15 protein-coding genes are annotated in these 22,136 nt (G+C 70.9%); 4 read left to right on the forward strand and 11 right to left on the reverse strand.

What is annotated here, in order from left to right:
- Positions 1-18 precede the first annotated feature (18 nt).
- Complete coding sequence (locus J7E93_RS03175) at positions 19-1,800, reverse strand: ABC transporter ATP-binding protein (RefSeq protein WP_215065678.1); 1,782 nt, start codon at positions 1,798-1,800, stop codon at positions 19-21.
- Complete coding sequence (locus J7E93_RS03180) at positions 1,797-3,611, reverse strand: ABC transporter ATP-binding protein (protein ID WP_215065679.1); 1,815 nt, start codon at positions 3,609-3,611, stop codon at positions 1,797-1,799. Before J7E93_RS03180 ends, J7E93_RS03175 begins: the two co-directional genes overlap by 4 nt.
- Before the next feature lie 178 nt (positions 3,612-3,789).
- Between J7E93_RS03180 and J7E93_RS03185 the strand changes: the two genes are divergently transcribed.
- On the forward strand, positions 3,790-5,394 hold the full coding sequence (locus J7E93_RS03185) for a peptide-N4-asparagine amidase (protein ID WP_215065680.1): 1,605 nt from the start codon (positions 3,790-3,792) through the stop codon (positions 5,392-5,394).
- A 165-nt stretch (positions 5,395-5,559) separates the two neighbouring features.
- On the opposite strand, the gene J7E93_RS03190 is transcribed toward J7E93_RS03185, so the two are convergent.
- The 3 genes from J7E93_RS03190 to J7E93_RS03200 all read right to left on the reverse strand — a co-directional run bounded on the left by J7E93_RS03190 (position 5,560) and on the right by J7E93_RS03200 (position 10,690).
- On the reverse strand, positions 5,560-6,972 hold the full coding sequence (locus tag J7E93_RS03190) for a Gfo/Idh/MocA family protein (RefSeq protein ID WP_374105352.1): 1,413 nt from the start codon (positions 6,970-6,972) through the stop codon (positions 5,560-5,562).
- 286 nt (positions 6,973-7,258) lie between these two features.
- Positions 7,259-10,183 (reverse strand): FAD-binding and (Fe-S)-binding domain-containing protein, encoded by a 2,925-nt coding sequence (locus tag J7E93_RS03195; RefSeq protein ID WP_215065682.1) that lies wholly within the window; start codon positions 10,181-10,183, stop codon positions 7,259-7,261.
- A gap of 33 nt (positions 10,184-10,216) precedes the next feature.
- A complete protein-coding gene (locus tag J7E93_RS03200; RefSeq protein ID WP_215065683.1) occupies positions 10,217-10,690 on the reverse strand; it encodes a MarR family winged helix-turn-helix transcriptional regulator in 474 nt (157 codons plus the stop codon).
- 95 nt (positions 10,691-10,785) lie between these two features.
- Between J7E93_RS03200 and J7E93_RS03205 the strand changes: the two genes are divergently transcribed.
- Both J7E93_RS03205 and mltG read left to right on the forward strand, forming a co-directional pair.
- Positions 10,786-12,651, forward strand: a complete 1,866-nt coding sequence (locus J7E93_RS03205) for an ABC transporter ATP-binding protein (protein ID WP_215065684.1) — start codon at positions 10,786-10,788, stop codon at positions 12,649-12,651.
- A gap of 287 nt (positions 12,652-12,938) precedes the next feature.
- Entirely contained in the window at positions 12,939-13,790 is an 852-nt protein-coding gene (gene mltG, locus J7E93_RS03210) for an endolytic transglycosylase MltG (protein WP_215065685.1), read from the forward strand.
- Positions 13,791-14,023: 233 nt separating this feature from the next.
- Here mltG and J7E93_RS03215 read toward each other — a convergent pair whose 3' ends face one another.
- The 5 genes from J7E93_RS03215 to J7E93_RS03235 all read right to left on the reverse strand — a co-directional run bounded on the left by J7E93_RS03215 (position 14,024) and on the right by J7E93_RS03235 (position 19,061).
- A complete protein-coding gene (locus tag J7E93_RS03215) occupies positions 14,024-15,118 on the reverse strand; it encodes an NAD(P)-binding domain-containing protein (protein WP_308367660.1) in 1,095 nt (364 codons plus the stop codon).
- Between the two features lie 67 nt (positions 15,119-15,185).
- Positions 15,186-16,397 (reverse strand): LLM class flavin-dependent oxidoreductase, encoded by a 1,212-nt coding sequence (locus J7E93_RS03220; RefSeq protein ID WP_215065686.1) that lies wholly within the window; start codon positions 16,395-16,397, stop codon positions 15,186-15,188.
- Positions 16,394-17,422, reverse strand: a complete 1,029-nt coding sequence (locus J7E93_RS03225) for an ABC transporter substrate-binding protein (protein WP_215065687.1) — start codon at positions 17,420-17,422, stop codon at positions 16,394-16,396. The genes J7E93_RS03220 and J7E93_RS03225 overlap by 4 nt, the downstream gene beginning before the upstream one ends.
- A gap of 62 nt (positions 17,423-17,484) precedes the next feature.
- Entirely contained in the window at positions 17,485-18,216 is a 732-nt protein-coding gene (locus J7E93_RS03230; protein WP_215065688.1) for an ABC transporter ATP-binding protein, read from the reverse strand.
- The gene (locus tag J7E93_RS03235) at positions 18,189-19,061 is read right to left on the reverse strand and encodes an ABC transporter permease (RefSeq protein ID WP_215065689.1); all 873 of its coding nucleotides are present in this window, start codon (positions 19,059-19,061) and stop codon (positions 18,189-18,191) included. Before J7E93_RS03235 ends, J7E93_RS03230 begins: the two co-directional genes overlap by 28 nt.
- Before the next feature lie 297 nt (positions 19,062-19,358).
- Here J7E93_RS03235 and J7E93_RS03240 point away from each other — a divergent pair, with 297 nt between their 5' ends.
- A complete protein-coding gene (locus tag J7E93_RS03240; protein WP_215065690.1) occupies positions 19,359-19,778 on the forward strand; it encodes a secondary thiamine-phosphate synthase enzyme YjbQ in 420 nt (139 codons plus the stop codon).
- A 322-nt stretch (positions 19,779-20,100) separates the two neighbouring features.
- Here J7E93_RS03240 and J7E93_RS03245 read toward each other — a convergent pair whose 3' ends face one another.
- On the reverse strand, positions 20,101-21,840 hold the full coding sequence (locus J7E93_RS03245; protein ID WP_215065691.1) for an AIPR family protein: 1,740 nt from the start codon (positions 21,838-21,840) through the stop codon (positions 20,101-20,103).
- Positions 21,841-22,136: the final 296 nt, after the last annotated feature.

Below are 22,136 nucleotides of genomic sequence, written 5' to 3' on the forward strand. Positions count from 1 at the left end.
CGGGCCTCACCGGTTCGGTCAGCCGTGCCAGGACCGCCACAGTGCCGCGTACGCCCCGTCCGCCGCCACCAGTTCGTCGTGGCTGCCCAGCTCGCTGATCCGGCCCTCCTCGACCACCGCGATCACGTCCGCGTCGTGCGCCGTGTGCAGGCGGTGGGCGATCGCGACGACCGTGCGGCCGTCCAGGACCCGGGCCAGTGAGCGCTCCAGGTGGCGGGCCGCGCGGGGGTCGAGGAGCGAGGTCGCCTCGTCGAGGACCAGGGTGTGCGGATCGGCGAGGACCAGGCGGGCCAGGGCGATCTGCTGGGCCTGGGCCGGGGTGAGCGCCAGTCCGCCCGAGCCGACCTCCGTGTCCAGGCCCTCGTCGAGCGCCCGCGCCCAGCTGTCCGCGTCCACCGCGGTGAGCGCCGCCCACAGCTCGGTGTCCCCGGCGCCCGCTCGCGCCAGCAGCAGGTTGTCCCGGAGCGAGCCGACGAAGACATGGTGCTCCTGGTTGACCAGGGCCACGTGCTCGCGGACCCGCTCGGCCGGCATGCTCGCCAGCTCCGCGTCGCCCAGCGTGACCGATCCCGTGCGCGGGGCGTAGATGCCCGCGAGGAGCCTGCCGAGCGTCGACTTGCCCGCGCCGGAGGGACCGACGAGAGCGAGCCTCGTCCCGGGCGCCACGTCCATGGAGACCTGGTGCAGGACGTCGACGCCCTCGCGGTAGCCGAAGCGCACCTCGTCCGCCCGGACCGCCCGCCCCTCGGGCCGTACCTCGTCGTCACCCGCGTCCGGCTCGATGTCCCGGACGCCGACGAGCCGGGCCAGCGACACCTGGGCCACCTGCAGCTCGTCGTACCAGCGCAGGACGATGCCGATCGGATCCACCAGCATCTGTGCAAGGAGCGCGCCCGTGGTCAGCTGACCCACGGTGATCCAGCCCCGCAGGACGAACACCCCGCCGAGCATGAGCACGCCGGCCAGGACCAGAGTGTGCGTGAGGTTGACGACGGGGAAGAGGACCGAGCGCAGGAAGAGGGTGTACCGCTCCCACGCGGTCCACTCGCTGATCCGCCGGTCGGACAGGGCGATCCGGCGGGCGCCGAGGCGGTGCGCCTCGACCGTACGGCCGGCGTCGACCGTCTCGGCGAGCGCGGCGGCGACGGCCGCGTAGCCCGCGGCCTCCGAGCGGTACGCCGACGGCGCCCGCTTGAAGTACCACCGACAGCCGACGAGCAGCAGCGCCGCGGCAGGCAGCAGTGCCAGCGCCAACGGCGGGGCCGTCGCGGCCAGTCCGCCGATCAGCAGCCCGGCCCAGACCACGCCGATGGCGAGCTGCGGCACGGCCTCGCGCATCGCGTTGGCCAGCCGGTCGATGTCGGTGGTGATCCGGGACAGCAGGTCCCCGGTCCCGGCCCGCTCCAGGACGCCCGGCGGCAGACCCACCGCCCGGACGAGGAAGTCCTCGCGCAGATCGGCCAGCATCTCCTCGCCGAGCATCGCGCCGCGCAGCCGCACCAGGCGTACGAAGTACGTCTGGACGGCCAGCGCGACCGCGAACAGCGTGATGGTCCGCCCCAGTCGGAGCTCGTGCTCCCCGGTGGCGAGCCGCTCCACGAGCGAGCCGAGGAGGTAGGGACCGGCCATCGAGGCGATCACGGCGACCGCGTTGACGACGATGAGCAGCGTGAACGCCCTGCGGTGGCGGCGCAGCAGTTCGCGTACGTAGGTGCGTACGGTCGCGGCCGTGCCGACGGGCAGCGTGGTCGCCGTCCGCGGGGCCGCCGGGTCGTACGCCGGTGGCGCCAGGCCGATCATGCCGACTCCCCTTCCAGCTCTTCGAGTTCTTCCTCGAGCGGTTCGTGTTCGAGTGCGGAGGTGCGCGCGAGCTCCTCCTCCGTCTCGCGGGTGACGACGGCTCGGTAGCGCGGCTCGCCCCGCAGCAGCTCGCGGTGCGTTCCCACGGCCACCACCTCGTCGTCGTGGATCAGTACGACCCGGTCCGCGACGTCGAGCAGCAGCGGCGAGGAGGCCAGGACCACCGTCGTACCGCCCTCGCGCAGCCGTTTGACGCCGGCCGCGACCCGGGCCTCGGTGTGCGAGTCGACGGCCGAGGTCGGTTCGTCGAGGACGAGCACCTCCGGATCGGTGACCAGCGAGCGCGCCAGGGCCAGGCGCTGGCGCTGACCACCGGAGAGCGACCGGCCGCGTTCGGTGATCGGGGTCTCCATCGGGTCGCCGTCGGTGTCAACCGAGGCCTGCGCGAGCGCGTCGAGGACGTCACCGCACTGGGCGGCGGCCAGGGCGTCCTCGGCGCGCACCGCGCCGGAGGACGGTACGTCGAGGAGTTCGCGGAGCGTGCCGGAGAGCAGCACCGGGTCCTTGTCCTGCACCAGTACCGCCGTGCGGGCGGCCGCCAGTTCCAGCTCGTCGAGCGGCACACCGCCGAGGAGCACCGACGTGTGGCGCTCGCCCGGTTCGGTGGGGTGGCCGCCGAGCCGGTCCGCGAGCCGTCCGGCCGCGTCCGGGTCGCCGCAGACGACCGCCGTGAAGCGGCCGGCGGGGGCGAGCAGGCCGGTGGCCGGGTCGTACAGGTCGCCGGCCGCCTCGGCCTGCCCGCCGGTGGCCGTCGTCGTGCGGCTGAGCGAGAGGACGCGGGCGGCCCGCTTCGCGGACGGCCGGGAGAAGGAGAAGGCCATCGCGATCTCCTCGAAGTTCCGCAAGGGATGATGGGTGAGCGCCACGGCTCCGTAGACGGTGACCAGTTCACCGACCGCGATACGTCCGTCCAGGGCGAGCCGGGCTCCGTACGCCACCACGGCGATGAGCAGCGCACCCGGCAGGAGGACCTGGATCGCCGAGATCAGTGCCCACATGCGGGCGCTGCGGACGGCGGCCTTGCGGACCTCCTGGGAGGCGGTGCGGTAGCGGCCGAGGAACAGCTCCTCGCCCCCGATGCCGCGCAGCACGCGCAGCCCCGCCACGGTGTCCGAGGCCAGCTCGGTGGCCTTGCCCGCCTTCTCGCGCTGGACGTCCGCCCGGCGGGTGGCCCGGGGCAGCAGCGGCAGGACGGCGAGGGCGAGGACCGGCACGCCGACCGCGACGAGGGTGCCGAGGGCGGGCTGGTAGACCACCAGGCCGATGCAGACGACGACCAGGGTCACGGCCGCCGCGGCGAACCGGGACAGCGCCTCCACGAACCAGCCGATCTTCTCGACGTCGCCGGTGGAGACCGCCACGACCTCGCCCGCGGCCACCCGGCGGGTCAGGACGGAACCGAGTTCGGCGGTCTTGCGGGAGAGCAGCTGCTGGACCCGTGCCGCGGCGGTGATCCAGTTCGTGACGGCGGTGCGGTGGACCATCACGTCGCCGACCGCGATGGCCGCGCCGAGCAGGGCGAGCACACCGCCCGCCAGCGCGAGTCGCCCGCCGTCGCGGTCCACGACGGCCTGCACGGCGAGGCCGACGGCGAGGGGGAGTCCGGCGATGGCGAGCTGGAGCAGCAGTCCCCACAGCAGGGACCTGACCTGCCCGCCGAGTTGGTTGCGGCCGAGCCAGAGGAGGAACCGGGTGCCCGTACGGACATCGGGGACCCCTGGATCGGCGTACGGTAGATCGCGAATCTGCATGTCGTCCCAGGGTCTTCCGGTGGCTCGTCGGCCGGTGGCCGGGCGGTTCAAACCGTGCAAGGTTCGCGCTTCGGGACGGCGAACGGCAATTGATTTATTCGCAATCGGGCACAGAACACGCCAAGATCGAACAACGCCCTCTGGACGCCCCGGGCACCCCGCGATTCACTCGCGACCCATGAGACATCAGAAGATCATGAGCATGATCGGTGGCCTCGCGCTGGTCGCCGGCGCCCTGCTCGGCGCGCAGCCGGCGGTCGCGGACGGGCCGCCCGAGCAGCCGCCGGCCGAGTTCACCAGCGACTGGCACGACCCGGTGACCGCCGCACCGCCCGTCGCGAAGCCCGACACCCCTTCCTGCGAGATCACACTCGCCGCCGCACAGTTCCGCGACTTCACCCCGTACAAGGGGAGTTACACCCCTCCGAAGGAGTGCGGCACCCGCTGGAACAAGGTCGTGCTCCGCCTCGACGGAGAGGTGAAGGGGCGTCAGTACGACCGGCTCGGGTACCTCACGGTGGGGGGCGTGGAGATCTTCCGCACCTCGACGCCGCAGCCCTCGCCCGACGGGATCCGCTGGTCGGTGGAGAAGGACGTCACCCGCTACCGCGACACCCTCAGCCGCCCGCAGCCCGTCGAGATGCTCATCGGCAATGTCGTGAACGAGACGTACACCGGTGTCTTCGACGTCCGCGTCACGCTCACCTTCTTCACGGCCCGGGGGCAGGTGAAATCCGCGGTGGACACCCCCGACCGGGTGATACCGCTCGACTCCGCGAGCCCGACGACGCCGCGCAACACCGAACGCGTCCTCGCGGAGGTCTACGCCACCGGCTCCGGCGGCGGCTGCGAGGAGTACTGGTACCTGACCGTGCCCGACGCGGCCCCTTACTCCTGCAAGGCGACCGACGGCCCGTACCGCGAGGTGCAGATCCGCGTGGACGGACGACTGGCCGGCATCGCCGCCCCGTTCCCGACCGTCTGGACCGGCGGCTGGTCCAACCCCTTTCTCTGGTACGTCACCCCCGCCCCGCGCGCCTTCGACATCCAGCCGATCGTCTACGACCTCACCCCCTTCGCCGCCCTCCTCAACGACGGCCGGGCCCACCGGATCGAGGTGTCGGTGCTCGGTGTCCCGGCCGGGCAGCCCGGCTGGAGCACGCCGACCAATCTGCTGCTCTGGCAGGACGAGGGGAGCACGGTCGTCACCGGCTCCCTCGACCGTCATGAGGAGAGCGCCCCGCGCGGCTCCTCGGTGTACACGGCCGGCTCGGAGCACCGGCTCGACACCGAGGGCGGTCACGGGCTCACCGTCGCCGGGCACCTGAACACCTCGCACGGCCGGGTCGGCACCACGGTCACCCGGACCCTCGCCCACACCTCCGTCCACCGCTGGGGCGAGGGCGAGAACCCCGACGCTCTCACCGGCCGGTGGACCGACGACGAGACCGTGACGGCAGGACGCACCAGCACCCGTACCCACCGCACGTACACCATGGACGGCGAGACGACGGTCGGCGCGGGCGACCGGCTGCGGACCGTGCTCGCGCTCGGCGACCGCGCCGACACCGTCGTCGTACGGAACGGGCAGAGGCTCTCCTGGACGCGTCTGGACGACAGCTACCGCGGTGACGCCACCTACACCACCGGCGTCCCCCGCGATCAGCGGCACGCGGTCGGTACGACGACCGAGCGGTACCGGCTTTCCGGCTCCGGCGGCTGCCACGACCGCACCCTGACGACCGTGCAGGGGACGGTCACCGAGGACCGTTCCCGCTGCTGAGAGCGGGTAGAGGCGCGCCTGACGGGCGGGTCCGGAACAAGGTGTCCCTCGCCCGCCGCCCTTCGCGCGCCGCGCAGCCTTTGGTGGACGACGTCACGCCCGCTCGGCAGCCGACAGGCTGACGGCGCGCGGGGCCCGGCAGGTGCGAGCCGGGCCCCGCGTGTTTCACGCCTCGTCCGGCCTGGCCGAGTCCACGCCGGACCTGGCCCTGCGCCATTCACCGCGCGTGAAGTCGGGGATCGGCTGCGGCGCGCCCCCCGCCTTGATCGAGGCGTGACTGAGCGGCACCGGCGCCGTCCAGGTCGCCGCGTCGTACACGTCGAAGTCGGGGACGAGCCCGAGCCGCATGCACTGCATCAGCCGGAAGATCATGATGTAGTCCATGCCGCCGTGCCCGCCGGGCGGATTGGCGTGCTCCTTCCAGAGCCAGTGGTCGAACTCCCCGGCGTACGCCGCGAAATCACCCCACTGGTGCCCCTTGTGGTCCGGCTCCACATAGATCCGGGCCGGGTAGTCCTCGAACACACCCCGCGTGCCGCCGAGACTGTTGATCCGGCTGTAGGGATGGGGCGTGGAGACATCGTGCTCCAGCCGGATCACGCGGCCCTTCGCCGTCTGGACCAGACTGATCGTCCGGTCGCTCTCGATGTACGTCTCCTTCCAACTCGGGTCGCCCGGTGGCATCTTCTCGGCCCGGTACTGGGCGAGCCCGAGCGCAGGCGTGCCGAAGCTGCTGATGCTCACCACCCGGTCACCACGGTTGACGTCCATGTAGTTGGCCACCGGGCCGAAGCCGTGGTTGGGATAGAGATCGCCCCGCAGCCGGGTGTGCCAGAGCCTGCGCCACGGGCCCTCGTAGTACGTGGGCGAGAACATCAGCTCGCGCAGATCGTGGTTGTACGCCCCCGCGCCGTGCAGCAGATCGCCGAACTTGCCCGCGTGGGCCATCCGCAGGACCCGCATCTCGTTGCGGCCGTAACAGCAGTTCTCCAGCTGCATGCAGTGGCGCCGGGTCTGTTCGGAGAGGTCGACGAGCTGCCACAGCTCGTCCAGCCGCATGGCGATGGGACATTCGACGCCGACGTGCTTTCCGTTCAGCATCGCAGTCCGCGCCATCTCGAAGTGGAGGTCCCAGGGGGTCGCCACGTAGACGAAGTCGAGGTCGGAACGCTTGCAGAGGTTCTCGTAGTCATCCTCGCCGTGGGTGTACACGGCGGGGGAGGGCTGGCCGGCGGCGACGACCTTGGCGGCGGCCCGCTCCGTCTTCGCCTTCACCGGGTCGCAGACCGCGACCACCCGCACGCCGGGCAGGGCGAGGAAGAGATCGATCATGCTGCCGCCGCGGTTGCCGAGGCCGACGATCCCCACCCGGACGGTGGAGCGGCCCTCGAAGGGGACGCCGGCCATCGTCGCCCCTCTGCGCGGGGGAGTCCCGGCGGTCTCCTCGGGCACGGCGGCCTCGGCGGCCTCGGCGGGGGTCGCCCCCAGACCGCCGAGGGCGATGCCCGCTCCCGCGACGCCGGCGGTGGTCCGCAGTACGGACCGACGGCTCGGGGACTGCGGCGCGTTGTCGTTCACAGAACCTCCAGTAGCTGTGTGCATGGCTGGTTCATGAATCCCGCACAGGACCCTGGCCGTTGGGACGGGAGGTGCGCAAGGGCGCGGATTGGACTCTTGCGACGGGCACTTGGACTCTTCGATTCCGCATACGCAAAGGCCCCTCACCGCTGTCCTGCGGTGAGGGGCCCAGGCGATGCAGCGCCGCCGGGTGTCGGGCCGTGCGGCCTGCGGCCGCCTTGCGATGCCGCGGCCGGATGTCGGGGGCCGAGCGGTCTGCCGCCGCCTTGCGATGCCGCGTCCGGTGTCAGGGGCGCGTCGCGCGCTCCAGGGCCAGGAGCGCGGACTCGTAACTCCGCCCGGTGGCCCGGTCCATGCCGATCTCGCACATCCGGTTCGCCGACAGATGCGCGTCGAACGGCCGCGCCGTCACCGCGGCCGCCTCACGCGCGGTGGCGGAGGCCGTGAGCTCCGGGTGCAGCATGCCCCGATCCCCCGCGAATGCACAGCATCCCGCGTCGTCCGGGACGACGACCTCCTCGGCGCACGCCCGCGCCAGAGCCGTCAGCTTCTCCTCGTCGCCCAGATGCCGCATGGAGCAGGTCGGATGCACCACCGCCGAGCCCACCCTGCGGCGTACCTCCAGCCGCGGCAGCAGCTCGTCCGCCGCCCAGACCGGAGAGTCCACCACGGTCAGCTCCGCATGCAACTCCCGGTTGTCGTCGGTGAGATACGGCACCACCTCGTACGCGATCCCGAGGGCGCAGGAGGACGAGTCCACGACCAGCGGCAGCCGGCCGCCGGCCGTCCAGCCCCAGGCCGCCTCGACGATCCGGTTGGCCATCACCACGTTCCCGCGCTCATAGCCCTTGGAGTGCCAGATCGTGGCGCAGCACGTACCGGCCACGTCGTCCGGGATCCACACGGGCTTCCCGGCGCGGGCGGCGAGGGCCACCACGGCCTCGGGAAGCGACGGCCCGGTGCGCCCCTCCGGATCACCGAAGATCCGGTTCACACAGGCCGGGTAGTAGACGGCGGTGGCCGCCGGACGGTCGGTGGCAGGCAGGCGGCGGGCCGCCGCGCCCGGGATCTCAGGCAGCCACTCCGGTACGAGTTCGGGCCGCACCACCTTGCGCGCGAGACCGGTCACCGACTCCAGGACACCGTCACCGATCCGGTGGGCGGCCGCGACGGCGAGGCGCGCCGAGGCCTCCATGGCGCGGAAGTTCCTGGCCGCGAGCGCCGCGACCAGCTCCTCGCGCGGGGAGTGACGCTCATGGCGGAACCCCTTCATCAGCGCCCCGGTGTCGATCCCGACGGGACAGGCCAGCTTGCAGGTCGAGTCTCCCGCGCAGGTGTCCACGGCGTCGTAGCCGTACGTATCGAGGAGGCTGGCCTCCACCGGTGAGCCGTCACTCTGGCGCATCATCTCCCGTCGCAGCACGATGCGTTGGCGTGGTGTCGTCGTCAGGTCGCCGCTCGGGCACGTCGGTTCGCAGAAACCGCACTCGATGCACGGGTCGGCGATCGCCTCCACCCTCGGAATCGTCTTCAGGCCCCGGAGATGGGCGAGCGGATCGCGATCGAGGACGATCCGCGGGGCGAGGACCCCGTCGGGGTCGATGAGCTCCTTGACCCGCCACATCAACTCGCTCGCCTTCGGCCCCCACTCCAGCTCCAGGAAGGGGGCGATGTTGCGGCCGGTGGCGTGCTCCGCCTTCAGCGAGCCGTCGAACCGCTCCACGGTCAGCTTGCAGAACTCGTCCATGAAGGCCGCGTACCGCTCCACGTCGGAGGAGTCGGCGGCGTCGAAGGCCAGGAGGAAGTGGAGGTTGCCGTGAGCGGCGTGACCGGCCACGGCCGCGTCGAAGCCGTGCCGGGACTGCAGCTCCAGCAGGTCGGCGCAGGCCTCGGCGAGCCGGTCGGGCGGTACCGCGAAGTCCTCGGTGATCAGCGTCGTGCCCGAGGGCCGCGAGCCGCCCACGGCGGTGACGAAGGCCTTGCGCGCCGTCCAGTACCCGGAGATCACCGCCGGATCGCGGGTGAAGGCGTTGCTCACCGAGGCGACCGGGGCGATCAGATCCAGACCGTCGAGCACCTCGGCGGCCGACCGCTCGCAGGCCTCCAGCGCGGCCGCGTCCGGCGCACGGAACTCCACGAGCAGAGCGGCCGTCTCCCTGGGCAGCTCCGCCCAGTCGGCGGGCACCCCGCGGACGCTGACCGAAGCGCGCAGCGTGTTGCCGTCCATCAGCTCGACCGCGAGCGCCCCGGCGTCGTTGAAGTGCGGGACGGCCGCGGCCGCGGCCGGCAGCGAGGGGAAGAAGAGCAGCGCCGTGGAGACCTGCCGGTCCAGGGGCAGGGTGTCGAAGACGACCTCCGAGATGAAGCCGAAGGTGCCCTGCGAGCCGACCATCAGGCCGCGCAGGATCCGCACGGGCGTGTCGCCGTCCAGGAACGCGTCCAGGCGGTACCCGTTGGTGTTCTTGATCGCGTACTTGGCGCGGATGCGGGCGGTGAGCTCCGCGTCGGCCTCGATCTCGGCCTTGAGGCCCAGAAGCCCCTCGCACAGGCGCGGCTCGGCCTGCGCGAGCTCCTCGTCGGCTGCTGGATCACCGGTGTCGACGACGGTGCCGCTCGGCAGCACGAAGGTGAGGGAGGCGACGGTCCGGTAGGAGTTCCGCGTGATGCCGGCGGTCATGCCGGAGGCGTTGTTGGCGACGACTCCGCCGATCGTGCAGGCGACGGCGCTGGCCGGGTCGGGGCCGAGCACCCGGCCGTACCGGGCGAGGGCGGCGTTGACCCGTACGACGGTGGTGCCGGGGCGGACACGGGCACGGGCCCCGTCGTCCAGGACCTCGACGCCCGCCCAGTGCCTGCGCACGTCGACGAGGATGTCCTCGCCCTGCGCCTGGCCGTTGAGGCTGGTCCCCGCCGCCCGGAACACCACCTCACGGCCCTTGCCGTGCGCGTACGACAGGACGGCGGAGATGTCGTCGATGTCCTCCGCGACCACCACGACCTGCGGCACGAAGCGGTAGGGGCTCGCGTCGGAGGCGTACCGCACCAGGTCCGAGATCTTCCAGAGCACCTTCTCCGGGCCGAGCAGCGCGGCCAGCTCCTCCCGCAGCAGCCGTGGCGTGCCCTTGTGCTGGAGCTCGGGGACCCGGTCGGGGGCCGGTCTGCGCTTCGTACCCGGACGAAGGGACCGCGGGTTCGGCTCCAGCAGTGGCATGTCACGGCTCCCATCGCGCGCCTGCGCGCCCGATCAGCAGCGGCGCTCCGGCACATGGTCGACCAGAGCGGACAGCAGACCTCCGAGCACCTCGCGCTGTTCTACGGTCAGTGGAGCCAGGATGTCCTCTGCGGCCGCCCGGCGCGCGCTGCGCAGGGCGCGCAGCGTGGCGCGTCCCGGGTCGGTGAGCTCGATCCGGATCACCCTGCGGTTGGTCGGATCGGGGACGCGGCGCACCCGGCCGGCGGCCTCCAGGCCGTCGACGAGGCTGGTCACCGCGCGGGGGACGACCTCCAGGCGCTCGGCGAGATCGGCCATCCTGGGCGGACGGTCGTAGTGCGCGACGGTACGCAGCAGCCGGGACTGCGCCGGAGTGATGCCGACCGGCTCCAGGTGCTGCTTCTGGATGCGGTGCAGACGCCGGGTGAGGCGGAGCAGCTGTTCCGCGAGGAGGCCGTCGGCGTCCGGCGTGGTGTCCGGCGTGCCCGTACCGTCGGAAGTGTTCATGCCGGGAAGAGTATCAGGACCATGTTCATTGTGAGTATAGGTAACAATGAGCTAAGCTCGGATCGTCTCCGATGCCGCACCCCTCGTAGGAGCCCATGCACCCCCACGAACAGTCCGCCTGGACACCCCCCGCGCGCGATCCCGCGCAGCCGAAGGAGCCCGCCCAGATGCGGCGCATCCTGAGGCTCTTCCATCCCTATCGGGCCCGCCTCACCGTCGTCGGCCTGCTCGTCGGCGCCTCGTCGCTCGTCTCGGTCGCCTCGCCGTTCCTGCTGAAGGAGATCCTGGACACGGCGATCCCGCAGGGCCGCACCGGGCTGCTCAGCCTGCTCGCCCTCGGCATGATCGCCACCGCCGTGATGACCAGCGTCTTCGGCGTCCTGCAGACCCTGATCTCCACGACCGTCGGCCAGCGCGTGATGCACGACCTGCGCACCGCGGTCTACGCCCAGCTCCAGCGGATGCCGCTCGCCTTCTTCACGCGCACGCGCACCGGCGAGGTCCAGTCCCGTATCGCCAACGACATCGGCGGCATGCAGGCGACGGTCACCTCGACGGCCACCTCCCTCGTCTCCAACCTCACCGCCGTCGTCGCCACCGTCGTCGCGATGCTCGCGCTGGACTGGCGGCTCACCCTCGTCTCCCTGCTCCTGCTTCCGGTCTTCGTCTGGATCAGCCGCCGCGTCGGCCGCGAGCGCAAGACGATCACCACGCAGCGGCAGAAGCAGATGGCCGTCATGGCCGCGACCGTCACCGAGTCCCTCTCGGTCAGCGGCATCCTGCTGGGCCGGACCATGGGCCGCGCCGACTCGCTCACGAAGTCCTTCGCCGAGGAGTCCGAGCGCCTCGTCGACCTCGAAGTGCGCTCCTCCATGGCCGGACGGTGGCGGATGTCCACCATCGGCATCGTCATGGCGGCCATGCCGGCGATGATCTACTGGGCCGCCGGCTTCGCGCTCCAGGCGGGCGGACCGGCCATCTCTCTGGGCACGCTCGTCGCCTTCGTCTCGCTCCAGCAGGGCCTGTTCCGGCCCGCCGTGAGCCTGCTCTCCACCGGAGTGCAGATACAGACCTCCCTCGCCCTCTTCCAGCGGATCTTCGAGTACCTCGACCTTCCGGTCGACATCACCGAGTCCGAGAACCCCGTCCGGCGGGAGAAGATCAGCGGCGAGGTGGCGTTCGAGAACGTCGACTTCGCCTACGACCCCGAAGCCCCCGGCCGTGCCACGCTCGACTCCATCGACGTGACCGTCCCGGCCGGCGGCAGTCTCGCCGTCGTCGGACCCACCGGCTCCGGCAAGTCCACGCTCAGTTATCTGGTGCCCCGGCTGTACGACGTGACCGGCGGCCGTGTGCTGCTCGACGGCGTCGACGTCCGCGACCTCGATTTCGACACCCTCGCCAGAGCCGTCGGCGTGGTCTCCCAGGAGACCTACCTCTTCCACGCCTCCGTCGCCGACAACCTGCGCTTCGCCAAGCCCGACGCCACCGACGAGGAGATCGAGGCCGCCGCCCGCGCCGCGCAGATACACGAGCACATCGCCTCCCTGCCCGAGGGGTACGACACCCTGGTCGGCGAGCGCGGCTACCGCTTCTCGGGCGGCGAGAAGCAGCGCCTGGCGATCGCCCGCACCATCCTGCGCGACCCGCCCGTCCTCATCCTCGACGAGGCGACCAGCGCACTGGACACCCGTACCGAACACGCCGTCCAGCAGGCCATCGACGCGCTCTCCGCCGGACGCACCACCATCACGATCGCCCACCGGCTCTCCACCGTCCGGGACGCGGACCAGATCGTGGTCCTCGAAGCCGGACGGGTCGTCGAGCGGGGCACCCACGAGGAGCTCCTCGCCCGGGACGGCCGGTACGCGGCACTCGTACGCCGCGACGCGCAGAGCGCGCGGCCGCACCCGAACGGCGAACACACGAACGTGGGAGCGGTTGTTCCCCAGAACGTGTGATCGTGCCGCCTTTCGTTGCCCAACTCCCGTGTGACGCATGATGATTACGGTGCGCAAGCGACGGGCTGCAGACCGCGACCGCGTAGTCCCACTCATGCATCTGTACGAGGAGAAGCACCACCATGAACGTGATCACCAACCTGCTCGCCGGCGTCGTCCACTTCCTGGGCTGGCTCGTCTGACGATCGCAGTGCCACGGCGCCGCCGGGCCCCCGTCCCAGGGGACCGGCGGCGCCGCCGCGTGCGGGCTCCGCGGTTTGGCGCACCGGCCGGGTTAGCGTGCGCCCATGACGTACCGGACCTGGCAGCCCGAACACCGTCGCCGCCGTCGGCTCACCCGCCGCGGCCGGATCGCCCTGCTCCTGGGCGCGGTTCTCGCCGTGGCCGCCGCCATCGCGATCCCCCTGCTCCTGCCGGACGAGCCCGCAGTCGAGAAGCCGCGCACCCTCGTCATCCCGGAGGGCTGGCGGGCCGGTCAGGTGTACGCTGCCGTGGACCGCTCCCTCCGCCTCCCCGAAGGCACCACCCGCGCGGCCGCGGCCTCCCCGGCCACCGGGCTGGGACTGCCCGCCGAGGCGGCCGGCAACCCCGAGGGCTATCTCTTCCCCGCGACCTATCCGGTGCTCTCCTCGACGACCCCCGAGAGCCTGTTGCGCTACATGGTCGACACGGCGAACAAACGGTTCGGCGCCGGTCACATCGGCACGGGCGCACAGCGAAAGGGCCTGAGCCTCCACCAGACGGTGGTCATCGCCAGCATCGTGCAGGCCGAGGCCGACACTCCCGAGGACATGGGCAAGGTCGCCCGAGTCGTCCACAACCGGATCGCGCGGGGGATGGCGCTCCAGATGGACTCGACCCTGAACTACGCGCTGGGGCGTTCGACGGTGGACACCACGCACGAGGACACCAGGATCGCGAGCCCGTACAACACCTACGAACGCACCGGTCTGCCACCCACGCCGATCGGCAACCCCGGCGAGGAGGCGATGACCGCGGCCGTCGCGCCGCCGGAGGGGAAGTGGCTGTACTTCGTGACGGTGCGGCACGGGGACACCCGGTTCACCGCCGACTACGCGGAACACCAGGCGAACGTGGCGGAGTTCAACGCCGAGCGACGCGCGGCGAAGGCGGGATGACGGCCGGCGGCCGCACGGACGGAACCCGGACGGGACCCGGACGGGACCCGGACGGGACCCGGACGGAACCCGGACGGAAGCCGAACGGAACCGGACGGAACCCGGACGGAAGCCGGACGGAAGCCGGGATGACGGCCGGCAGCCGGATGCCGGATGCCGGTCGGAGGGAGGCCGGACGGCGGCGGGCCCCGGGCGGCGATCAGCCGCTGACGACCGGCTCCCGGTGGAGGGGGTCAGCCGCTGACGACCGGCTCCCGGTCCAGGAGTCGGCGGATCTCCGTGACGGCCGCGCGGCCGGCCCGATTGGCGCCGATCGTCGAGGCCGACGGCCCGTACCCCACCAGGTGGACGCGCTCGTCCCGTACCGCCCGCGTCCCCTCCACACGGATGCCGCCGCCCCGCTCGCGCAGCTTCAGCGGGGCCAGGTGGTCGATCGCGGCGCGGAAGCCCGTCGCCCACAGGATCACGTCGGCCTCCACGCTCCGGCCGTCGGCCCAGGCCACGCCCGTCGGGGTGATGCGGTCGAACATGGGGTTGCGGTCCAGGACGCCCCGCGCCCGCGCGCTCCGGATCGCGTCGGTCAGCGGGAGGCCGGTGACCGAGACGACGCTCTGCGGCGGCAGCCCACGCCGTACACGCTCCTCGACCATCGCGACGGCGGCCCGGCCCTCCATCTCGCCGAAGGGCCCCTCGCGGTAGACGGGCTCGCGCCGCGTCACCCACGTCGTCTCGGCCGCGACATCGGCGATCTCCATCAGGTGCTGTGTCCCGGACGCGCCACCACCGACCACGATCACCCGCTGACCGGCGAACTCCTCGGGGCCCGGGTAGTTCGCCGTGTGCAGCTGGCGGCCGCGGAACGTCTCCTGGCCCTGGTAGCGGGGCCAGAAGGGGCGGTCCCAGGTGCCGGTCGCGTTGATCAGGGCGCGGGTCGCGTAGCTCCCCTCCGATGTCTCGACCAGCAGCCGGCCGCCGTCGCCCTCACGGACCGCGGAGACCTCGACGGGCCGGTGGACGCGGAGGTCGAAACGCTCCTCGTACGCCGTGAAGTACGCGCCGATCACCTCGGAGGAGGGCCGGCGGTCGTCGGCACCGGTCAGTTCCATGCCCGGCAGCGCGTGCATGCCGTGGACCTTGCCGTAGGTGAGCGAGGGCCAGCGGAACTGCCAGGCGCCGCCGGGACGAGGGGCGTGATCGAGGACGACGAAGTCCCGCTCCGGCTCCAGACCGGTGCGGCGCAGATGGTAGGCGGCCGAGAGCCCCGCCTGCCCGGCGCCGATCACGACCACGTCGATGGCGCGTACCGTCTCAACCCCGAAATCGTTCACGATTCCACCAACGGCGGCGAGGCCGCAGATCTTCCCCAGCGCCCGGCGGCTCCCCCGGCCCCCTCGGCTACCTCCCTCCCGCCACCAGGAGAGGAGCCCCGCCGGGCGCCGAGGCCGGGCGGCCGTTGGCCGCCGGGACGCCCAGCAGCGGGGAGGCGGGGATCGTCGGCAGAAGACCGCGCGCCGCCAGCTCGGGGGTCACGCCCTCCCCGAACCAGTACGCCTCCTCCAGATGCGGGTATCCGGAGAGCACGAAGTGCTCCACACCCAGATCGTGGTACTCCTCGATCCGGTCGGCGACGTCGGCGTGGCTCCCCACCAGTGCCGTACCCGCCCCGCCCCGTACCAGACCCACGCCGGCCCACAGGTTCGGCGCGATCTCCAGCCTCTCGCGCTCCAGCGAGCCGCCGCCGTGCAGGGCGAGCATCCGCTGCTGGCCGACCGACTCGCTCCTGCCGAGCGCCTGCTGGGCCGCGGCGATCGTCTCCGTGTCGAGATCGGAGAGCAGCCGGTCCGCGGTCGCCCACGCCTCGCGGGAGGAGTCGCGCGAGATGGTGTGCAGACGGATCCCGAACCGCACCTCGCGCCCGCGCTCCTCCGCGAGCCGCCGGATCCAGTCGATCTTCTCCTTCACCTGCCATGGCGGTTCGCCCCAGGTCAGGTACACGTCCGCGTGCTCGGCCGCGACCGGACCGGCCGCCGGGGAGGAGCCCCCGAAGAAGATCTCCGGCAGCGGGTCCGGCGGCAGCGCGGTGAGTCCTCCCTCCACCTGGTAGTGCTCGCCGTGGAAGTCGTACGGCTGCCCGCTCCACACGCCCCGCACCACCGACAGGAACTCGGAGGTCCGGGCGTAGCGCCGGTCGTGGTCGAGATGGTCGCCGAAGCGTCGCTGCTCGGTGGAGTCGCCGCCCGTCACCACGTTGAGCAACAACCGGCCACGGGTGATCCGCTGGTACGTCGCCGCCATCTGCGCGGCGAGGACCGGTGAGACGACCCCGGGGCGGAAGGCGACCAGGAACTTCAGCCGCTCGGTGTGCTGCGCGAGCGCGACCGTCGTGAGCCAGGCGTCCTCGCACCACGTCCCGGTCGGCGTCAGCACGGCCTCGAAGCCCAACCGCTCCGCCGCCTTGGCGATCTGGGCCAGGTACGCGATGTCGGGGGCCCGTACTCCGCTGACGGTGCGGGACCGGGTGATGCCGCCGTCGGTGTAGGCGTGCCGGTCGACAAGGGTGCGGCCGTCGCCGCCGGTGGGCAGGAACCAGTGCAGGTGGACGGTCATCGGGAGGTGTCCTTTCCGTAGCTGCGCGCCAGGGTGGTGGACGGCGGCAGGGTCTTGTTGAAGCGGGTGTCGACGTAGTCGCCGAAGTCGAACGGCCTGGGGATCAGCTTCAGTTGGGCGAAGGCGTCGGCGATCTCCTGCTCGGAGGCGATGGCCTCCTTGTCGATCGCGACGGGGATCCGGGTGCCGTTGCTGCGCTTCACGGCCGCGAGCGCCACGTCGTACGGCAGTCCCGTCTCCTTCGCCCAGACCTTCGCCCAGGCGTCGGGGTGCTCGAAGACCCAGTCCTGGGCCCGGCGCAGCCGTTCGATGAAGTCGCCGATCGCCGCGGCCTTCTCCTTGTCCGCGAGCGCGGAGGGTGCGGCGACCTGGAAGCCGAGGCCGTTGACCACGCCACGGCCGTCGGCGAGCACACGGGCCTTGCCGCTCGCCAGCACCTGCGAGGTGTACGGGTCCCACACCGCCCAGGCGTCGACCTTGCCGCTGGTGAACGCGGCGAGGGCGTCGGCGGGCTGGAGCAGGCTCACCTTGATGTCGGCGAGGGAGAGACCGACCCGCTTCAGCGAGGCGATCAGCTGGAAGTGGGCGGAGCTGCCCTGGGCGACGGCGACCGTCCGGCCCTTGAGGTCCCGCGGCCCGCGCAACGGGGAGTCCTCGGCGACGAGGATCGCCTCGCCGGCCGAGTCGCCGTGCGTGGCGGCGACCACGGTGATCTTCGAATCCGCGCCGGCGGCGAAGACGGGCGGGGTGTTGCCGACGGAACCGATGTCGACGGCCTCGGCGTTCACGGCCTCCAGGAGCGGGGGGCCGGAGGTGAAGGTCGACCACGTGATCCGGTACGGCAGGTCGTCGAGCTCACCCGCGGCACGCAGGACGGCCTCCGAGCCGCCCTTCTGGTCACCGACGTCGAGGACGAGCGCGCCGGAGCCGTCGCTGCCGGTGTCGGCGGAGGAGGGGGAGGAGCAGGCGGAGGCGAGGAGGACGAGGGGGAGGAGGAGCGCAGCGGGCAGCAGGGAGCGCTTCATGTGCGAGGGTTCTCCGATCAGGGTCGGGGGGCCGGTCAGCAGGGGCAGGGGAGGGGCACGGGTCAGGCGGCGTGGACGCCGGGTGTGCCTTCGTTGACGCCGAGTTCGGAGAGAAGGCGGGCGCGCAGGGCGGCGAAGCCTGGATCTCCGGCGGTACGCGGGCGGTCGAGGCCGATGGCGGTGTCGTACGCGATCACACCGTCACGCATGACCAGCGCCCGGTCGGCGAGGAGCAGCGCCTCGTCCACGTCGTGCGTGACGAGCAGCACCGCGCACCCCCGCCGCTGCCACAACTCGGCGACGAGTCGCTGTGCCTTGATCCGGGTGAGCGCGTCGAGCGCACCGAAGGGCTCGTCGAGCAGCAGCAGATCCGGTTCGCGTACCAGAGCGCGGGCGAGCGAGGCGCGTTGGGCCTCCCCGCCGGAGAGCGTCTTGGGCCAGGCGCCGGAGCGATGGCCGAGCCCGACCTCCTCCAACGCCCGCTCGGCGACGGCCCTTTCGGGCTTGCCGGGCAGCCCGAGGAGGACGTTGCGCCACACGCGCTTCCAGGGCATGAGGCGCGGCGCCTGGAAGGCGACGGCCCGGCGCTTGGGGACGAGGACGGTCCCGGAGATGTCGCGATCGAGCCCGGCCAGCACCCGCAGCAGGGTCGACTTGCCGCAGCCGCTGTGCCCCAGGAGGGCGGTGAACTCCCCGGCGCGCAACGTCAGATCGAGACGATCGATGACGGCACGCCCGTCGAAGGAGCGCGTCAGCCCCTGGATGGTCACTGCCCGGTGAAGGTCGGTCGCCATTGCAGCAGCAGCCTTTCGAGAGTACGGACGACGGCGTCGGCGATCAGGCCGAGGAAGGCGTAGACGACGAGGCAGACGACGATGACGTCGGTTCGGAAGAACTCCCGCGCCTGGTTCATCAGGAAGCCGATGCCGGCGTCGGCGTTGATGGACTCGCCGAAGACGAGCGCGAGCCAGGCGGTCGCGAGGGAGTACCGCAGTCCCGTCATCGCCCCCGGCAGCGCGCCGGGCAGAACGACATGCCGAATCAGGCCCCACCGCCCGAGCCCCAACGATTCGGCCGCCTCGACCAGTTGGGCGTCCACGCCGCGAATCCCGGCGTAGACGTTGAGATACAGATGGAAGGCGACACCGAGGGCGATGAGCGCGACCTTCGGGGCCTCGCCGATGCCCAGCCAGATGATGAACAGCGGGATGAGCCCGACCCAGGGCACGGTCCTCAGCATCTGTACGGTCGCGTCGACCAGGTCCTCGCCGAGTCGCGAGAGCCCGGAGACCAACGCGAGCGACACGCCGACGGCGCCGCCCAGGAGCAGTCCGACGGCGACCCGTTGGAGCGAGACGACCATGGCGTTCGGGAGCGTGCCGTCGGCGATCAGCTCGCCGCCGACGCGGACGATGGTGCCGGGGGAGGCGAGGACATCGGCGGGCAGGACGCCGGTCGAACTGAACACCTGCCAGAGAAGGAGCAGCAGCAGGGGGCCGACGGTCCGGCGGACCCAGCGGGGTACACGGACCCGCCGACTGCCGCCCTGCGGGCCGGAGACGGGTACGACCGCCTCAAGTTGATACGACATAGGGGATATGTCCGCCGCGATGTCAGGCGGAGCATGACCAACCGTCATGGGAGGGCTCCGGGAAAGGGAGAGTGGGTACGCGTCAGCGCCCGAGCGACGCGCGCAGAGCGCGCGCGTCCACGGTGATCAGTCGGTGATCAGTGCTTCAGGCGTCGGAGAGCGAGAGGGCGTCAGCAGCCGCGGCGACACGCGGCGGAGGCCACCCGCAGCAGGTCGATGTGACCGCGCGTGGTGAGCAGGGCTGTACGCAACATGGCGTGAACGTAGCGACCGGCTTCGGCCCGGGTCAACGGCGTCTCGGAGGGTGGACGCGCGATCTTGCGGTACGAGCGGCAGGATGGTCCCATGTCCACTTTCGCCACCCGTGTACTCACACTCACCACCGGCACGACCGAGACGGTCACCGACCTGACCTCGTCCTGCGCCGACTTCCTCACCCGAACGGCCGAGGGCCGCGACGGCCTTCTCAACATCTTCGTCCCCCACGCCACGGCCGGCGTGGCCATCCTCGAAACCGGCTCGGGCAGCGACACCGACCTCCTGACGGCCCTCCACCACCTCCTCCCGCCCGACGACCGCTGGCAACACCGCCACGGCTCCCCGGGCCACGGCCGCGACCACGTCCTCCCGGCCCTGGTCCCCCCGCACGCGACGGTGCCGGTCCTGGGCGGCCGGCTGGAACTGGGGACATGGCAGTCCATCTGCCTGGTCGACACGAACAAGGACAACCCGGAGCGCCAGGTGCGGCTGACGTTTCTCGGGTAGCGGCTCGATGCTGCATGACTGTAGGCGGGATCTGCGGCCGCACCAACTGATACGCCGGAACCTGTCCTCGTCGGGGATCCGTCACTCCCAACCCGAGGCATCGCGTGGTTCGGCGGTGCTTCGACACCCTGAGGTGAGTCGTGCAGAGTGAGCATCGCCGGCCTGCAGCAGCCGGCAACGCCGAGGTGTCCCAATCGCCGCCGGTCTCGACGCATGGCTGAGTGTGCCGGGTATGGCGCCGGCTTCCAGTGACTCGCGGAGCAGGAGCCGGAGAATGGCCATGCGTCCAGTACTGCGTGAGCTGCGGTGCCGCTATGCGGCATCAGTGTTCGATGTGGAAGCGGTTTTGGAACACCACGGTCTGGCGGATGCGGTTGGTGAATTCGGAGCTTCGGGCGATGCGGTCGACCCCGCCGGCCTTGTTGTTGCGTAGGGCTGCCTTGAAACACTGGTCGAGCACGCCGATCAGGCGATCCATGAGCTCGGTGTTCAAGTGGTCGAGGTCGATGTTCAACAGATCGCGAGAGGTGGGTTGACGCAGCCGGGTGAGCGCGAAGGCGGACACCCCGGCGAGGGGGTAGAGCCAGTTCTCGATGGTCTCCCCGAGAAGGGGTCGATCCTCTGCATACGCGTTCAGATGGAGCCGGATCCGCGTGTGAACGTCGAGGGACAGCCGGTAGAGGTCGAGATCCACTCGTGGTGAAAAGATCTGATGGTAGTGCTTGTCCTCAAGGAGCAACGCCTCGGAGTGTCTGAGCGCGACGTGGGGCTCACGGAGGGCGAAGGCCGTGAACTCGCGTGCCAGCCGGGCCATGGAGACGACCTGGTCGAGCGGGAACCCGAGATTGCGGTAGTAGCTGGCGCGGCGTTCGTAGTAGTACCCGCCACCGTGCGTGAGGCTCTCTTCGATGTCTTTCTGAATCGGTTCAGTGGCCCTCAGAGCACCAGCCGGAAGCTGTGTCTGACTGTTGGTGGCTCGGATGATCCTGTCGCGAGCCGTTCCGTTCTGCGGTGCGACCACGATCTTGACGAGCAGTGAGCGATCGCGGTGTTGGCCACCGTCCTGGAAGAAGCTGTAGACTTCGTGGCTCGTCTGAAGTCCGTTGACGATCTGTGGATCCTTGATGACGATCTTCTTGCCCGCGATCTGCGCTGCGTCAGCGACGACTGTGACGCCGTTGTTGAACCACCAGAAGTCCTCCCTGGTGCCGGACTTCAACGTCTCGCCGATGGCATTGTTCACCGCCGTGGAACCGGCGTAGTCCCGCACGTTCGATTCGAACAGCTCCAGTCGAAGAGCCTGGTTGTCTGAGGTGATGAAGCGGTAGTACTCATCGAGCCGAGCCAGACATACGTAGCCCTCCCCGAGAGACGTGCTCATGGGGGTCTCGGTGAAGACGAGCTGCGCCACCGCTTTGGCGCCCCGAGCGGTTCGTTCGCGAAGGTCCGCGGCATTGAGATACTCAATCGTCGCCTGCGTGTCCGATGTGATCTTGGCGAGCTCCCGACGGAGGCGATCTCCCTTCGCCTTCACGTTGGGGTGAGGGCCCTCCGCTGCCTTACTGGCGTAGATCACCTTGACACGTACCTGAGGGAACGAGGAGGCCAGGTCTTCGAGGACGCGGAGGAAGCGGCGTGTGCGCTCGAGGAGCTTGGCGTTGGTGTGAGAGCCCAGCTCGTCTTCGTCTCGGCTCATGTCCAGGAGCGTGGGCAGGTGGAAGTGGAGCTTTTCGAAGACCGTTTCTTGGTAGCCAGGCGAGGTCTTCGCCTGAAGCACGACCAGCTCGATGGTGCTGGCTCGTGGAGTGAGGTACTGGTGGGCGTCAGAGGTGACGTAGCGGCCGTCTACGAACGACCAGATGCCGTCGATGCCGCAGTCGTGCGCGCCGTCAACGATGCCGTCGATGATCTCATCGTTGTCCAGATCCCAATCCTGCAAGGCTTTGTCGGCTGCGAAGAAGGTGAAGAAGTCGTCCCGTCCCTTCTGCGGTGCCAGCCGTCGATGCTGATCATCCAGGATCCGGTCCAGGAGCCGCTGATCGTTGTTTTGAGCAGACGTCATCCAACACCCCCGGTGCGCAGGCGAACGAGACAAGATGGTCGCAGGCTCCCTGAGGAAGAGGAAACCCCCTGAAGTGTCGTAGATCAGGTCGTAGCGTGCGCTTGGTGCGACAAGGCGCCGGACGAGCGGGGTCGGGGTCTGGTTCGGCGGGGATCTCGTGCACCGACATGACGCCGTCGGGCAGGTGAAGAGGAGCACGTCTCATCTCATCGTGACCTTCCGGGTGGGAGTCGCAGAGCGGTTGCGGTGGTTCAGATCAGACTGGGCTGTTCTCCCGGAAGCTGTGGCAGGAGAAC

The sequence above is a fragment of the Streptomyces sp. ISL-36 genome (assembly GCF_018614205.1).
Classification (GTDB): Bacteria; Actinomycetota; Actinomycetes; order Streptomycetales; family Streptomycetaceae; genus Streptomyces.

Bases quoted from the DNA above. Each gene is read 5' to 3' on its own strand.
- J7E93_RS03175 (WP_215065678.1), bottom strand. From the start codon at position 1,800: ATGATCGGCCTGGCGCCACCGGCGTACGACCCGGCGGCCCCGCGGACG.
- J7E93_RS03180 (WP_215065679.1), bottom strand. From the start codon at position 3,611: ATGCAGATTCGCGATCTACCGTACGCCGATCCAGGGGTCCCCGATGTC.
- J7E93_RS03185 (WP_215065680.1), top strand. From the start codon at position 3,790: ATGAGACATCAGAAGATCATGAGCATGATCGGTGGCCTCGCGCTGGTC.
- J7E93_RS03195 (WP_215065682.1), bottom strand. From the start codon at position 10,183: ATGCCACTGCTGGAGCCGAACCCGCGGTCCCTTCGTCCGGGTACGAAG.
- J7E93_RS03200 (WP_215065683.1), bottom strand. From the start codon at position 10,690: ATGAACACTTCCGACGGTACGGGCACGCCGGACACCACGCCGGACGCC.
- J7E93_RS03205 (WP_215065684.1), top strand. From the start codon at position 10,786: ATGCACCCCCACGAACAGTCCGCCTGGACACCCCCCGCGCGCGATCCC.
- mltG (WP_215065685.1), top strand. From the start codon at position 12,939: ATGACGTACCGGACCTGGCAGCCCGAACACCGTCGCCGCCGTCGGCTC.
- J7E93_RS03220 (WP_215065686.1), bottom strand. From the start codon at position 16,397: ATGACCGTCCACCTGCACTGGTTCCTGCCCACCGGCGGCGACGGCCGC.
- J7E93_RS03225 (WP_215065687.1), bottom strand. From the start codon at position 17,422: ATGAAGCGCTCCCTGCTGCCCGCTGCGCTCCTCCTCCCCCTCGTCCTC.
- J7E93_RS03230 (WP_215065688.1), bottom strand. From the start codon at position 18,216: ATGGCGACCGACCTTCACCGGGCAGTGACCATCCAGGGGCTGACGCGC.
- J7E93_RS03235 (WP_215065689.1), bottom strand. From the start codon at position 19,061: ATGACGGTTGGTCATGCTCCGCCTGACATCGCGGCGGACATATCCCCT.
- J7E93_RS03240 (WP_215065690.1), top strand. From the start codon at position 19,359: ATGTCCACTTTCGCCACCCGTGTACTCACACTCACCACCGGCACGACC.
- J7E93_RS03245 (WP_215065691.1), bottom strand. From the start codon at position 21,840: ATGACGTCTGCTCAAAACAACGATCAGCGGCTCCTGGACCGGATCCTG.